The 12,850-nt window shown below is 70.4% G+C and carries 10 protein-coding genes; all 10 read left to right on the top strand.

Features of this window, described 5'->3' with window-relative positions:
* Window positions 1-6 precede the first annotated feature (6 nt).
* The 10 genes from ndk (at window position 7) to ABZY12_RS15855 (ending at window position 12,635) form a co-directional block, all read left to right on the top strand.
* Entirely contained in the window at window positions 7-420 is a 414-nt protein-coding gene (gene ndk / locus ABZY12_RS15900) for a nucleoside-diphosphate kinase (RefSeq protein ID WP_356890504.1), read from the top strand.
* Between the two features lie 281 nt (window positions 421-701).
* Complete coding sequence (locus ABZY12_RS15895) at window positions 702-1,721, top strand: rod shape-determining protein (RefSeq protein WP_093876113.1); 1,020 nt, start codon at window positions 702-704, stop codon at window positions 1,719-1,721.
* Between the two features lie 117 nt (window positions 1,722-1,838).
* Window positions 1,839-2,897: a rod shape-determining protein MreC gene (gene mreC / locus ABZY12_RS15890; RefSeq protein WP_356890501.1), complete on the top strand. Its 1,059-nt coding sequence runs from the start codon at window positions 1,839-1,841 to the stop codon at window positions 2,895-2,897.
* A gap of 4 nt (window positions 2,898-2,901) precedes the next feature.
* On the top strand, window positions 2,902-3,564 hold the full coding sequence (gene mreD / locus ABZY12_RS15885; protein ID WP_356890499.1) for a rod shape-determining protein MreD: 663 nt from the start codon (window positions 2,902-2,904) through the stop codon (window positions 3,562-3,564).
* 19 nt (window positions 3,565-3,583) lie between these two features.
* The gene (gene mrdA, locus ABZY12_RS15880) at window positions 3,584-5,776 is read left to right on the top strand and encodes a penicillin-binding protein 2 (protein WP_356890497.1); all 2,193 of its coding nucleotides are present in this window, start codon (window positions 3,584-3,586) and stop codon (window positions 5,774-5,776) included.
* A gap of 4 nt (window positions 5,777-5,780) precedes the next feature.
* Window positions 5,781-6,980, top strand: coding sequence for a rod shape-determining protein RodA (gene rodA / locus ABZY12_RS15875; RefSeq protein ID WP_356890495.1), 1,200 nt, complete (start codon window positions 5,781-5,783; stop codon window positions 6,978-6,980).
* 65 nt (window positions 6,981-7,045) lie between these two features.
* A complete protein-coding gene (locus tag ABZY12_RS15870; RefSeq protein WP_356890493.1) occupies window positions 7,046-8,569 on the top strand; it encodes a CYTH and CHAD domain-containing protein in 1,524 nt (507 codons plus the stop codon).
* Window positions 8,570-8,619: 50 nt separating this feature from the next.
* Window positions 8,620-10,548: a TIGR03960 family B12-binding radical SAM protein gene (locus tag ABZY12_RS15865; RefSeq protein WP_356890491.1), complete on the top strand. Its 1,929-nt coding sequence runs from the start codon at window positions 8,620-8,622 to the stop codon at window positions 10,546-10,548.
* A gap of 73 nt (window positions 10,549-10,621) precedes the next feature.
* Window positions 10,622-11,719, top strand: a complete 1,098-nt coding sequence (locus tag ABZY12_RS15860) for a hypothetical protein (RefSeq protein WP_356890489.1) — start codon at window positions 10,622-10,624, stop codon at window positions 11,717-11,719.
* 124 nt (window positions 11,720-11,843) lie between these two features.
* On the top strand, window positions 11,844-12,635 hold the full coding sequence (locus tag ABZY12_RS15855) for a TIGR03936 family radical SAM-associated protein (RefSeq protein ID WP_356890487.1): 792 nt from the start codon (window positions 11,844-11,846) through the stop codon (window positions 12,633-12,635).
* Window positions 12,636-12,850: the final 215 nt, after the last annotated feature.

Genomic DNA, 12,850 nt, shown 5'->3' with positions numbered 1-12,850 from the left:
TCCACCGTGAGCCAGCGCACGCTCGTCCTGCTCAAGCCCGACGCCGTCCGCCGTGGGCTGATCGGCGAGATCATCGGCCGTATCGAGCGGAAGGCCGGCTGGACCATCACCGCCCTCGAGCTGCGCGAGCTGAGCGAGGACACGCTGGAGCAGCACTACGGCGAGCACAAGGGCAAGCCCTTCTACGAGCCGCTGATGGGCTTCATGCAGTCCGGCCCCGTCGTCGCCATGGTCGTCGAGGGCGAGCGGGTCATCGAGGGTCTGCGGACCCTGGCCGGCCCGACCGACCCGATCGCCGCGGCCCCCGGCTCCATCCGAGGGGACTTCGGGACCATCGTCCGGGAGAACCTGATCCACGCCTCGGACTCCGAGGAGTCCGCCATTCGGGAAATGAAGATTTTCTTCCCCGGGCAGGCGTGACCCGAGGCTGACCGGGTGTCAGCCATCCACCGCAACGACCTGGGGCGACCGAAGGAATTTCGGTCGCCCCCGGGCATATGAACGACGCAACCGGGAACGCATCGCTGCGTCCTACCGTCACCTATACAGAGGTGGACCACCGCGCGGTATCCGTGCGGGCGGCACTACGATGGAAAACTCCACGCCGCACCACCCGCACCCACCACCTCGCCGACCTGAGAAGCCGTCAAGCTCCAATTGGGAAGGCCCGACGCATCCTCATGGGAAACAAGGGGAACTCTATGTCGTTCATCGGCCGTGACATGGCTGTCGACCTCGGGACCGCCAACACGCTGGTGTACGTCAGGGGTCGAGGGATCGTTCTGAACGAGCCGTCCGTCGTCGCGATCAACACCAACACCGGCGGGATCCTCGCGGTCGGTGCCGAGGCGAAGAAGATGATCGGCCGGACGCCCGGCAACATCGTCGCCGTCCGGCCGCTGAAGGACGGCGTGATCGCCGACTTCGAGATCACCGAGCGGATGCTCCGCTACTTCATCCTGAAAATCCACAAGCGCCGCTATCTGGCCCGCCCCCGGGTCGTCGTGTGCGTTCCCTCCGGCATCACCGGAGTCGAGCGCCGCGCCGTCATCGAGGCATCGACCCAGGCCGGCGCCCGACAGGTGCACATCATCGAGGAGCCGATGGCCGCCGCCATCGGCGCGGGCCTCCCCGTGCACGAGGCGACCGGCAACATGGTCGTCGACATCGGCGGCGGCACGACCGAGGTCGCGGTGATCTCGCTCGGAGGAATCGTCACGGCACAGTCCATCCGGGTGGCCGGCGACGAGCTCGACAACGCGATCATCCAGCACATCAAGAAGGAGTACTCGCTCCTCCTCGGTGAGCGCACCGCCGAGCAGATCAAGATCACCATCGGTTCGGCGTACGACCTCGACAAGGACGAGCACACCGAGATCCGCGGCCGCGACCTCGTCTCCGGTCTGCCCAAGACCGTGGTCATCTCCGCCGCGGAGGTCCGCAAGGCGATCGAGGAGCCCGTCAACGCCATCGTCGACGCCGTGAAGACCACGCTCGACAAGTGCCCGCCGGAACTCTCCGGTGACGTGATGGACCGCGGCATCGTTCTCACGGGTGGCGGTGCTTTGCTGCGCGGCCTGGACGAGCGGCTCCGCCGCGAGACCGGGATGCCGATCCACATCGCCGAGGACCCGCTGGACTCGGTGGCCCTCGGCTCGGGCAAGTGCGTGGAGGAGTTCGAGGCGCTCCAGCAGGTCCTGGACGCACAGCCCCGCCGGTAACGGATCAATGAACATCCGCTGTACGGGTGGCGAGAACGCCCGTACAGCGGATCGTTGACATCACGGCTCACACCGCTCGGAACAATCGAACCAAGAGGAAAGGCACGGCCGCCGCACGTGAGGGACACACGAGAGAGCCGGCTGCTCCTGGTGCTGCTGATCGCCATCGCGTTCGCACTGATCACGGTGGACATCCGCGGTGGCGAGGAGTCACCGGTCGACGGCGCCCGGCAGGCCGCGGCCGCGGTCTTCGGACCGGTCGAGAACGGCGTCGCGACGGCCGTCGACCCGATCGGCAACGCCATAGGAGCGGTACGCGACTCCGGCGAGCGGCACACCCGGATCGCCGCCCTGGAACACGAGAACGCCGCCCTCAAGGCCAAGCTCGGCAGCGACGACCGCAACCGCAGCCGCCTCCGCGAACTCGACACCATGCTGAAGACGGCCGGTGCCGGGCAGTACGGCATCAAGGCCGCCGAGGTCATCGCCATAGGGTCGGCCCAGGGCTTCTCCTGGACCGTCACCATCGACGCCGGCGCCGACGACGGCATCCGGCGCGACATGACCGTGCTCAACGGCTCCGGTCTCGTCGGCCGCGTCACCACGGTCGGCCCCTCCACCGCGACCGTGCTGCTCGCCAACGACCCCGACTTCACCGTCGGTACGCGCATGGAGAAGACGGACGAACTCGGCTTCGCCACCGGCCAGGGCGACCGCCCGCTGCTCGTGCAGCTCCTCAACGGCAAGGCCAAGGTCAAGCCGGGGGACCGGCTCGTCACGTTCGGCTCGCAGGCCGACCGGCCCTTCGTGCCCGGCGTCCCGGTCGGCGAGGTCGTCCGCGTCGACCCGGCGGGCGGCGGTCTCACCCGTAACGTCTACGTCCGCCCGTACGTCGGCTTCACCAAGCTCGACATCGTGGGCATCGTCGTCCAGGCGCCGCGCACCGACCCGCGCGACATGGTCCTGCCGCCCAAGCCCAAGCCCGCGCCGACCGTCACCGTCACGGTCACCCCGCCCGCACCGCAGGGCGAGCAGGCGGAGGGTCAGCAGCCGGGGCAGCAGCCGCAGGACGGCCAGCAGCCGGGACAGCAGCCGCAGGACGGCCAGCAGGCGAGCCGGCCGCCGGTGCAGCCGGAGCCGCAGGACGACGGACAGAACCAGCTGCAGGGGGACTGAGACCATGAAGTTCAACCGGATCCTGCTCTCCACGGCACTCGTCGTGTTCGCCCTCGTCGTCCAGGTCTCCGTCCTCGCCCGCCTCCAGCTCCCCGGCGCCGTACCGGACCTCGTCCTGCTGACCGTCCTCGGTCTCGCCCTCGTGTACGGACCCGTCAGCGGCTGCCTCATCGGCTTCGGGGCCGGCCTGCTCGCCGACCTCGCCCCGCCCGCCGACCATGCCGTCGGCCGCTACGCCCTGGTGCTCTGCCTGATCGGCTACCTCGCCGGACTCGCCCGCCCCGACAACGGCCGGCTCAAGTCCGCCAGCGGCCCGATGGCCGCCGTCGTCGCCGCCGCTATCGCCACCACCCTGTTGTATGCCGGGGTCGGCGCCCTCGTCGGAGACACCGCCGCCCGCCATGTCGGCCTCGGTTCCCTGCTCTTCACCGCGGTCGTCTACGACCTGCTCCTCGCGCCCTTCACCGTCCCGCTGATCATGGCCCTGGCCCGGCGCGTGGAGAACGACCCGCTCGCCGAGACCAGCGGAGGCACCGACGTCGCCTCCGGCTGGCTCTCCTCCGGCACCGGCCTGCGGATCGGAACCCAGCGCGGCGGACTGCTCGTCAGGGCGGCCCGCACCAGAGCCTCACGCGCCGGACGTATCAAGGGAGTCAAGCGACTGTGACCGAGGGGGCACCGGCAGTATGAGCAACATCCCGGAGACCGGGCGGACTCCCAGGGTCCAGATCCGGCTCGTCATCATCCAGGTCCTCGTCTTCTCCCTCTTCCTCACCCTCGGTGGACGTCTCTGGTACCTCCAGGTCCGCAACGGCAAGGAGTACACCGAAGAGGCGAGGAGCAACCACGTCCAGCGGGTCGTCCAGCCCGCCGTCCGCGGCTCCATCCTCGACGCCCGCGGCGTCCCGCTCGCCGACAACGAGACCCGCCTCGTCGTCTCCGCGTCCCGCACCGCCCTGATGAAGATGAAGGACGACGGCAAGGGCGTCCTCACCCGCCTCGCCGGCGTCCTGGGCATGAAGCCCAAGGACGTCATGGACAAGGTCCGGCTCTGCGACTCCGAGACGCCGCAACCCTGCTGGAACGGCTCGCCCTACCAGCCGATCCCGGTCACCGACGAGGCGACCCCGCAGCAGGCGCTCCAGATCCGCGAGCGCGCCGAGGACTTCCCCGGCATCACCGCCGAACCCACCGCCGTACGCCGCTATCCCGCGCCCGCCAAGGCCCGCACCGCGCAGGTGCTCGGCTACCTCTCGCCGGTCACCGACGAGGAGATCGAGAAGGCCAAGGACACCGACTCGCCGCATCTGCGCTCCGACCAGGTCGGCCGTTCGGGCCTGGAGCGCACGTACGACAGGCAGTTGCGCGGCAAGGCGGGCGTCACGTCGTACGAGGTCGACAAGCTCGGCCGGGTCATGGGCCAGACGCAGTCCGACCCGGGCGTGCCCGGCTCCCACGTCGTCACCAGCATCGACGCCCGGGTCCAGTCGGTCGCCGAGTACGAGCTCCACGCGGCGATGAAGACGGTCCGGGGGGAGACCGACAAGATCACCGGGCGTAGGTACGAGGCCGACGCGGGCGCCGTCGTCGTCCTGGAGTCCAGGACCGGCCGCGTCGTCGCGATGGCCTCCCAGCCGGACTACGACCCCAACGCCTGGGTCGGCGGCATCTCCGGCAAGGACTACGCCGCGCTCACCAGCAAGAACTCCAACTACCCGCTGCTCAACCGGGCCATCCAGGGGCAGGCACCCGCCGGCTCCGTCTTCAAGGTGGTGTCGGCGAGCGCGGCCGTGCGGGCCGGCTATCCCTTCAACGGCCGCTACAACTGCAGCAGCTCCTACAGCATGGGCAACCGGAGCTTCGCGAACTTCGAGTCCAAGGGGCACGGCCCCATCAGCCTCGGCGACGCCCTCAAGTTCTCCTGCAACACCGTCTTCTACCGCCTCGGCCACCAGGAGTGGCAGCGCGACGGCGGCCTCAAGCCGAACAAGGACGCCCACGACTGGTTCTACCGGACCGCCCATGACTTCGGGTTCGGCTCCGAGACCGGCATCGACGTGCCGAACGAGGTCAAGGGCCGCATCCCCGACCGCCACTGGAAGAAGTCCTTCTGGGAGGCGAACAAGGACGCCTGGTGCAAGCAGGGCAAGAAGGGCGGCACGTACGTCGAGCAGATCGCCTACGAGAGCTGCCTCGAAGGCAACCAGCTGAAGGCGTTCGACAGCATCAACTTCGCCATCGGCCAGGGTGACGTCCTCATCACCCCCATCCAGCTGGCCACCGCCTACGCCGCCATCAGCAACGGCGGCACCCTCTACAACCCCACCATCGGCAAGGCCGTGATCAGCCCCGACGGCAAGAGGATCGACGAGATCAAGCCCAAGGCCCACGGCCGGCTGCCGGTCGACGCCCAGACCATCAGCGACCTCGACAAGGGCCTGCGCTCCGTCGTCGAGCCCGGCGGCACCGCCGCCTGGCGGTTCGGCGGCTGGCCGCAGGACAAGATCCCGATGCGGGCCAAGACCGGCACCGCGCAGGTCTACGGCAAGCAGACCACCTCGTGGTTCGCGACGTACACCGACGACTACACCATCGTCATGACGATCTCCCAGGGTGGTACCGGCTCCGGTGCCTCCGGCCCCGCCGTGCGCAACATCTACGACGCCCTCTACGGCCTCGACGACGAGGGAAACCAGGACCTCAAGCGCGCCCTGCTGCCCAAGCCGCAGCAGACGCTGCCGAAGATCCAGCCCGACGGCTCCATCGACGCGCCGGAGGTCAAGCCGTACGACCCCAAGTCGCAGCTGGTCGACCCGAACAAGAAGAGGGAAGGCGGGCAGGAGCCACTCGCGGGCCCGCCTCCCGTCTGGAGGGACTGACCCGATGACCGCACCCCACGGCTTCTCCGTCTCGCGGTACGCCCCCGAGCGCGGGCCGCTCGCGAGACTCACCGCCCGCGACTCGGTGCTGCGCCGGCTCGACTGGCCGATCCTGCTCTCCAGCCTCGCCCTGTCCCTCGTCGGCTCCCTGCTCGTCTGGTCCGCCACCCAGGGCCGTACCGAACTCAACCAGGGCGACCCGCAGTACTTCCTCTGGCGTCACCTGCTCAACACAGGTATCGGTCTCGTCCTGATGATCGGCACCGTCTGGCTCGGCCACCGCGCCCTGCGCGGCGCGGTGCCCGTCCTCTACGGCATCTCCCTCCTGCTGATCCTCGCCGTTCTCACCCCGCTCGGCGCGACCATCAACGGCGCCCACGCGTGGATCGTCATCGGCGGCGGCTTCTCCCTCCAGCCCAGCGAGTTCGTCAAGATCACGATCATCCTGATCATGGCGGTGCTACTGGCGGCCAAGGTCGACGCCGGCGACCAGATCCACCCCGACCACCGCACCGTCGCCAAGGCGCTCGTCCTGGCCGCGATCCCGATGGGCATCGTCATGCTGATGCCCGACCTCGGCTCGGTGATGGTCATGGTGGTGATCGTGCTCGGTGTGCTCCTCGCCTCCGGCGCCTCCAACCGCTGGGTCTTCGGCCTCATCGCCGCGGGAGTCACCGGCGCCCTCCTCGTCGCCGCGCTCGGCGTCCTCGACGAGTACCAGATCAACCGGTTCGCCGCCTTCGCCAACCCCGAGCTCGACCCGGCGGGCGTCGGCTACAACACCAACCAGGCACGCATCGCGATCGGCTCCGGCGGCCTGTACGGCGCGGGGCTCTTCAACGGCCACCAGACCAGCGGCCAGTTCGTGCCCGAACAGCAGACCGACTTCATCTTCACCGTCGCCGGCGAGGAGCTCGGCTTCCTCGGCGCCGGACTGATCCTCGCACTGCTCGGCGTCATCCTCTGGCGGGCCTGCCGGATCGCCCGCGAGACCACGGAGCTGTACGGCACGATCGTCGCCGCCGGCATCATCGCCTGGTTCGCCTTCCAGTCCTTCGAGAACATCGGCATGACCCTCGGCATCATGCCGGTCGCGGGACTCCCGCTGCCGTTCGTCTCCTACGGCGGCTCGTCGATGTTCGCGGTGTGGGTGGCGATCGGGCTGCTGCAGTCGATCAGAGTCCAGCGGCCGATGACGGCATGACGCCACGACACTGATGGCGACATAACGGCATGGACCGGCGGCCCGGGGGCAATTAGATTCGAATGATGGCGGAGACGAAGCGCGAGATCGAGCGAAAGTACGAAGCCACCGACGAGACGACCCTGCCGGACCTCACCCGGGCCCCCGGCGTGGCCGCCGTCCTCGACCGGGGCGTCGCCGAACTGGACGCCGTCTACTACGACACCGCCGACCTGCGCCTGGCCGCCGACTCGCTCACCCTGCGCCGCCGCACCGGCGGCCAGGACGCCGGCTGGCACCTCAAGTTCCCCGTCGCCGCCGGAATCCGGGACGAGATCAGGGCCCCGCTGGCCGACACCCTCCCGGTGTCCCTGGCGCGGCTCCTGCGCTCCCGCACCCTGGACGAGGACGTCGTCCCCGTCGTACGCCTCCTCTCCTCCCGGGACGTCCGCCACCTCGTGGACGACGAAGGCACCCTGCTGGCCGAAGTGTCGGTGGACACGGTCCTCGCGGAGCGACTGGACACCGACCAGGGCGAGACCGCCTCCTGGAAGGAGATCGAGGTCGAGCTGGCGGACGGCACCGACCCCGGCCTCCTCGACGCGGTCGAGAAACGCCTGAAGAAGGCCGGTGTACGGCCCTCCACCTCACCGTCGAAGCTGGCCAGAGCGCTGGACGAGACGACACCCGAGCCCAGCCGGGTCCGGCCGGAGCCCCTGGGCGAGACCACCGCGGGCGCCAGCGTCCTCGCGTACGTACGGGAGCAGATCGAGGCCATCGTCCGGTTCGACCCCGCCGTCCGCCGCGACCTGCCCGACGCCGTCCACAAGATGCGCGTCGCCACCCGACGGCTCCGCAGCGCCTTCAAGACGTACCGCGGAGTCCTCGACCGAACGGTCACGGACCCCATCGGCGACGAGCTCAAATGGCTGGCGGGAGAGCTCGGCGTGGCCCGCGACCAGGAGGTCCTCGCCGCCCACCTGAGCCGCCGGATCGACGACCTCCCCGACACCCTGCTCCTCGGCCCCGTCCGCGCCCGCCTGCAGGTCTGGGACGCCTCGCGGCGCGCCGACGCCCGGCGCGCGGTCCTCGACGCCCTGGAGTCCGACCGCCACCTGGCGCTCCTCAAGACCCTCGACCGGCTCCTCACCGACCCGCCGCTGCGCAAGGCCGCCCACCGGGACGCACCGCCCGTCGTCGCCAAGGCGGTCCTGAAGGACTACGACCGTCTCGCCGGCCGCGTCGACCGCGCCCTCACCCTCACCCCGGGGCCCGAGCGCGACCTCGCCCTGCACGCGGCCCGCAAGGCCGCCAAGCGTGCTCGCTACGCCGCCGAGGCCGCCGTGCCGACGCTCGGCAAGCCCGCCAAGCGCTTCGCCAGACACCTCAAGGCCGTCCAGTCGGTCCTCGGCGACCACCAGGACAGCGTCGTCGCCCGCGAGACGCTGCGCACCCTCGCGATCCAGGCCCACGCGGCGGGGGAGTCCGCCTTCACCTGGGGACTCCTGCACGGCCAGGAGGAAGCCCTCGGCGCGGACCGGGAACGCGCCTTCCCCGAGGTCTGGGAGCGGGCCTCGGCCCCGAAAAGCAGGGCGGCACTCACCCACTGAGCACCGGGTACGCTTGAGAGTCGCCCCCTGCCAGCTCACGAAGGTTCGAGATGTCTGCTGCCGAGTCTGTCTTCCCGCAGCTCGAAGCCCTGCTCCCGCACGTGCAGAAGCCGATTCAGTACGTCGGTGGAGAGCTGAACTCCACGGTCAAGCCGTGGGAGTCCGCCGATGTCCGCTGGGCGCTCATGTACCCGGACGCGTACGAGGTCGGTCTGCCGAACCAGGGCGTCATGATCCTCTACGAGGTATTGAACGAGCGGGAGGGCGTCCTCGCCGAACGCACCTACAGCGTCTGGCCGGACCTCGAAGAGCTGATGCGCGAGCACGGCGTCCCCCAGTTCACCGTGGACAGCCACCGCCCCGTCGGCGCCTTCGACGTCTTCGGCCTGAGCTTCTCCACCGAGCTGGGCTACACCAACATGCTCACCGCCCTCGACCTCGCGGGCATCCCGCTGGAGTCGAAGGACCGGACCGTCGACCACCCGATCGTGCTCGCGGGCGGCCACGCGGCCTTCAACCCCGAGCCGATCGCGGACTTCATCGACGCGGCGATCATCGGCGACGGCGAGCAGGCCGTCCTCGACATGACCGAGATCATCCGTGCCTGGAAGGCCGAGGGCCGCCCCGGCGGCCGCGAGGAGGTCCTCCTCCGCCTCGCCAAGACGGGCTCGGTCTACATCCCGGGCTTCTACGACGTCGAGTACCTGCCCGACGGCCGCATCGCCCGTGTCGTACCCAACCGCTCCGGCGTTCCGTGGCGCGTGTCCAAGCACACCGTCATGGACCTCGACGAGTGGCCCTACCCCAAGCAGCCGCTGGTCCCGCTCGCCGAGACCGTCCACGAGCGGATGTCCGTCGAGATCTTCCGCGGCTGCACCCGCGGCTGCCGTTTCTGTCAGGCCGGCATGATCACGCGCCCCGTGCGGGAGCGAAGCATCACCGGCATCGGCGAGATGGTCGAGAAGGGTCTCAAGGCGACCGGCTTCGAAGAGGTCGGCCTGCTCTCGCTGTCCTCCGCGGACCACACCGAGATCGGCGACATCGCCAAGGGCCTGGCCGACCGGTACGAAGAGGACAAGATCGGTCTGTCCCTCCCCTCGACCCGCGTCGACGCCTTCAACGTCGACCTCGCCAACGAGCTGACCAGGAACGGGCGTCGCTCCGGTCTCACCTTCGCCCCCGAGGGCGGCTCCGAGCGCATGCGCAAGGTCATCAACAAGATGGTCTCGGAGGAGGACCTGATCCGGACCGTCTCCACGGCGTACGGCAACGGCTGGCGCCAGGTGAAGCTGTACTTCATGTGCGGCCTGCCGACCGAGACGGACGAGGACGTCCTCCAGATCGGCGACATGGCGGTCAAGGTCATCGCCGAGGGCCGCAAGGTCTCCGGCCAGAACGACATCCGCTGCACGGTGTCGATCGGCGGCTTCGTGCCCAAGCCGCACACGCCGTTCCAGTGGGCGCCGCAGCTCTCCGCCGAGGAGACCGACGCGCGCCTGGAGAAGCTCCGCGACAAGATCCGCGGTGACAAGAAGTACGGCCGCTCGATCGGCTTCCGCTACCACGACGGCAAGCCCGGCATCGTCGAGGGCCTCCTCTCGCGCGGCGACCGCCGCGTCGGCGCGGTCATCCGCGCGGTGTACGAGGACGGCGGCCGCTTCGACGGCTGGCGCGAGCACTTCTCGTACGACCGCTGGATGGCGTGCGCCGAGAAGACCCTGCCGTCCATGGGCGTCGACGTCGACTGGTACACCACGCGCGAGCGCACCTACGAGGAGGTCCTGCCCTGGGACCACCTGGACTCCGGTCTCGACAAGGACTGGCTCTGGGAGGACTGGCAGGACGCGCTGGACGAGACCGAGGTCGAGGACTGCCGCTGGACGCCGTGCTTCGACTGCGGCGTCTGCCCCGCCATGCAGACCGAGATCCAGGTCGGTCCGACGGGCAAGAAGCTGCTGCCGCTGTCGGTCGTCAAGTAGCGCGTTCGGTAACACTCCGACGACGGCCCGGCCAGGGGGAAACCCCCGGCCGGGCCGTCGCGTCATGTTCTGCATGAGCATGGAGAAGTCGCAGCCGCCCCGGCCCGAGGGCTGCCTCACGGCGTTCATCAGAGTGCCGGTCCGGATCGTCGTGCTGGTGGTCGTCGTGCCTGTCCGGATGGTCTGGGACGTGCTGTGCGTCTGCGGCCGGTTCGTCGAGCGGGTGCTGCTGCGGCCGCTGGGGCGAGGGCTCGGCCGGCTCGGCCGGCAGCTGGCCGTCCCGCTGATCTGGCTGGGCCGGAACGTGCTGGCGCCGCTCTTCCGAGGACTGGCCGTCGGCGCCGGGTGGGTGGGCCGGGCCGTGTTCGTGTGGCCGTGGGTGGGGCTGTGGCGGTACCTGGTGGTGCCGGTCGTCCGGTACGGGATCGCCGTCCCCGTCCTCTGGGCGTACCGCTGGATCCTCACCCCGATCGGCCGGGCGCTCACCTTCCTGGCCGACGCCCTGTGGCGGTACGGCGTCCTGCCGGTGGCCCGCTACGGCTTCGTGATCCCCGCCCTCTGGCTGTACGGCACCGTGCTCGCGCCGCTCGGGCGTGGTCTGGCGTGGGTGTTCACCGGTCTCGGGCGTGGTCTGGCGTGGGTGGGCCGGGCCGTGTTCGTGTGGCCGTGGGTGGGGCTCTGGCGGTACGTCGTCGTGCCGGTCGTCCGGTACGGGCTGGTGGCACCGGTCCGCTGGCTGTGGCGGCGGGCGATCGTCCCCGTCTGCCGGGAGATCGGCGACGCCTTCCAGGTCTGCTGGCGGATCGCCGGTTTCGTCTCCCGGGCCGTCGGGCGGGCGCTCAAGTGGGTGGCCTGGCAGCTGCTCGGCCGGCCCGCCGTCCGGGTCTACCGAAGCGTGTGCACCCCCGTCGGGCACTGGGTCCGCGACCAGGTCTGGGCCCCGGCCCGGATGGCCGCCCTCGAAGCCGGGCGCGCCGCCCGCGCCGCCCTCGCCTCCGCCCGCGCCACCGTGCGACAGGCCAGGCGGGACGCCTGGCACGCCCTGGTCGGCGGAGCCCGGCCGACCGAGCCTGGGGAACCGGTGGCGGCCTCTACGCGTACTCTGGGTAGTACAACAACCGCCTCCGGCGCGGCGCCCGCACCCGAGATCTCCCCGTTCAGGCGGGGGTGAGCCGGTCGGGACCCCCAGGGGCGACCCGCATTTCGTGGGCGGTGCGCCACCCGCGTCCGCCCCGCACCGAGGAGAAGAACCACTGGGCAAGCGACAGCCCGAAGGCCCGCCGCCCGCACCGGCGGTGCAGCGCATCCGACTGCGCTACACCAAGCGCGGCCGCCTCCGGTTCACCAGCCACCGTGACTTCCAGCGTGCGTTCGAGCGTGCGCTGCGCCGAGCCGACGTGCCCATGGCGTACTCGGCCGGCTTCACCCCGCACCCCAAGGTGTCGTACGCCAACGCCGCCCCCACGGGTACGGGATCCGAGGCCGAGTACCTGGAGATCGCCCTCACCGAGACGCGGGATCCGGAGACGCTGCGGGTCCTGCTCGACGAGTCGCTCCCGGCCGGCCTCGACATCACCGATGCCGTCGAGGCCCGGACCTCCGGGCTCGCCGACCGGCTCACCGCCTCCGTGTGGGAGCTGCGGCTCGACGGCGTCACCGTCGAGGAGGCGCGGAAGGCCGTCGAGGCCTTCCTCGCCGCCGAGACCGTGGAAGTGAAGCGCAAGACCAAGAACGGCATCCGCACCTTCGACGCCCGTTCCGCCGTCGCCGACCTCGTCGCCGACCGTCCACAGGCACGATCCGAGGCTGATAGGCCGCTGGACAATGCCTGTGCGATACTGCGGCTGGTTGTTCGGCACGTGACACCTGCCGTACGACCCGACGACGTCCTGTCCGGTCTCCGAGCTGTGGCCGACCTGGCGCCGCCGGTCCCCGCTGCGGTGACCAGGCTGGCGCAGGGGCTCTTCGACGAGGAGTCCGGCACGGTGACCGACCCGCTCGCGCCCGACCGCGAGGCAGTCACGGCCGCTCCACCCACGGCCGCCGCGACCGCCTCAGCGACGGCGCCGGGTGCCGGTACCGCGTAGGGAGCGGTCGTTGTAGCGCAGCCCTGGCACTCGGGAGCCACCTGGGTCGGGCAGCGCACTGACCAGAAGACTTTCGCCAGGCCGTACGCACAGGGCGTACGGAACCGGCGAGCCAGACATCAGCTCCCGTGCGGCGCCCGCGCCCCGGACGGCGGCACCGCGCATCTCGCGCGATCGTGCCGCCGGACCGGAACAAGGCGCGGCGCCCGGGAGCG

Origin of the sequence: Streptomyces sp. NPDC006551 (assembly GCF_040611675.1) — a bacterium.
Lineage (GTDB): Bacteria > Actinomycetota > Actinomycetes > Streptomycetales > Streptomycetaceae > Streptomyces.
The sequence above is the reverse complement of the archived record's forward strand: the minus strand, read 5'-3'. Positions and strand labels throughout refer to the sequence as shown.

Coding starts and splice junctions, on each gene's coding strand:
- ABZY12_RS15865 (WP_356890491.1), top strand. CDS start 8,620: ATGTCTGCTGCCGAGTCTGTCTTCCCGCAGCTCGAAGCCCTGCTCCCG.
- mreD (WP_356890499.1), top strand. CDS start 2,902: ATGAAGTTCAACCGGATCCTGCTCTCCACGGCACTCGTCGTGTTCGCC.
- rodA (WP_356890495.1), top strand. CDS start 5,781: ATGACCGCACCCCACGGCTTCTCCGTCTCGCGGTACGCCCCCGAGCGC.
- ABZY12_RS15870 (WP_356890493.1), top strand. CDS start 7,046: ATGGCGGAGACGAAGCGCGAGATCGAGCGAAAGTACGAAGCCACCGAC.
- mrdA (WP_356890497.1), top strand. CDS start 3,584: ATGAGCAACATCCCGGAGACCGGGCGGACTCCCAGGGTCCAGATCCGG.
- ABZY12_RS15895 (WP_093876113.1), top strand. CDS start 702: ATGTCGTTCATCGGCCGTGACATGGCTGTCGACCTCGGGACCGCCAAC.
- ABZY12_RS15860 (WP_356890489.1), top strand. CDS start 10,622: ATGAGCATGGAGAAGTCGCAGCCGCCCCGGCCCGAGGGCTGCCTCACG.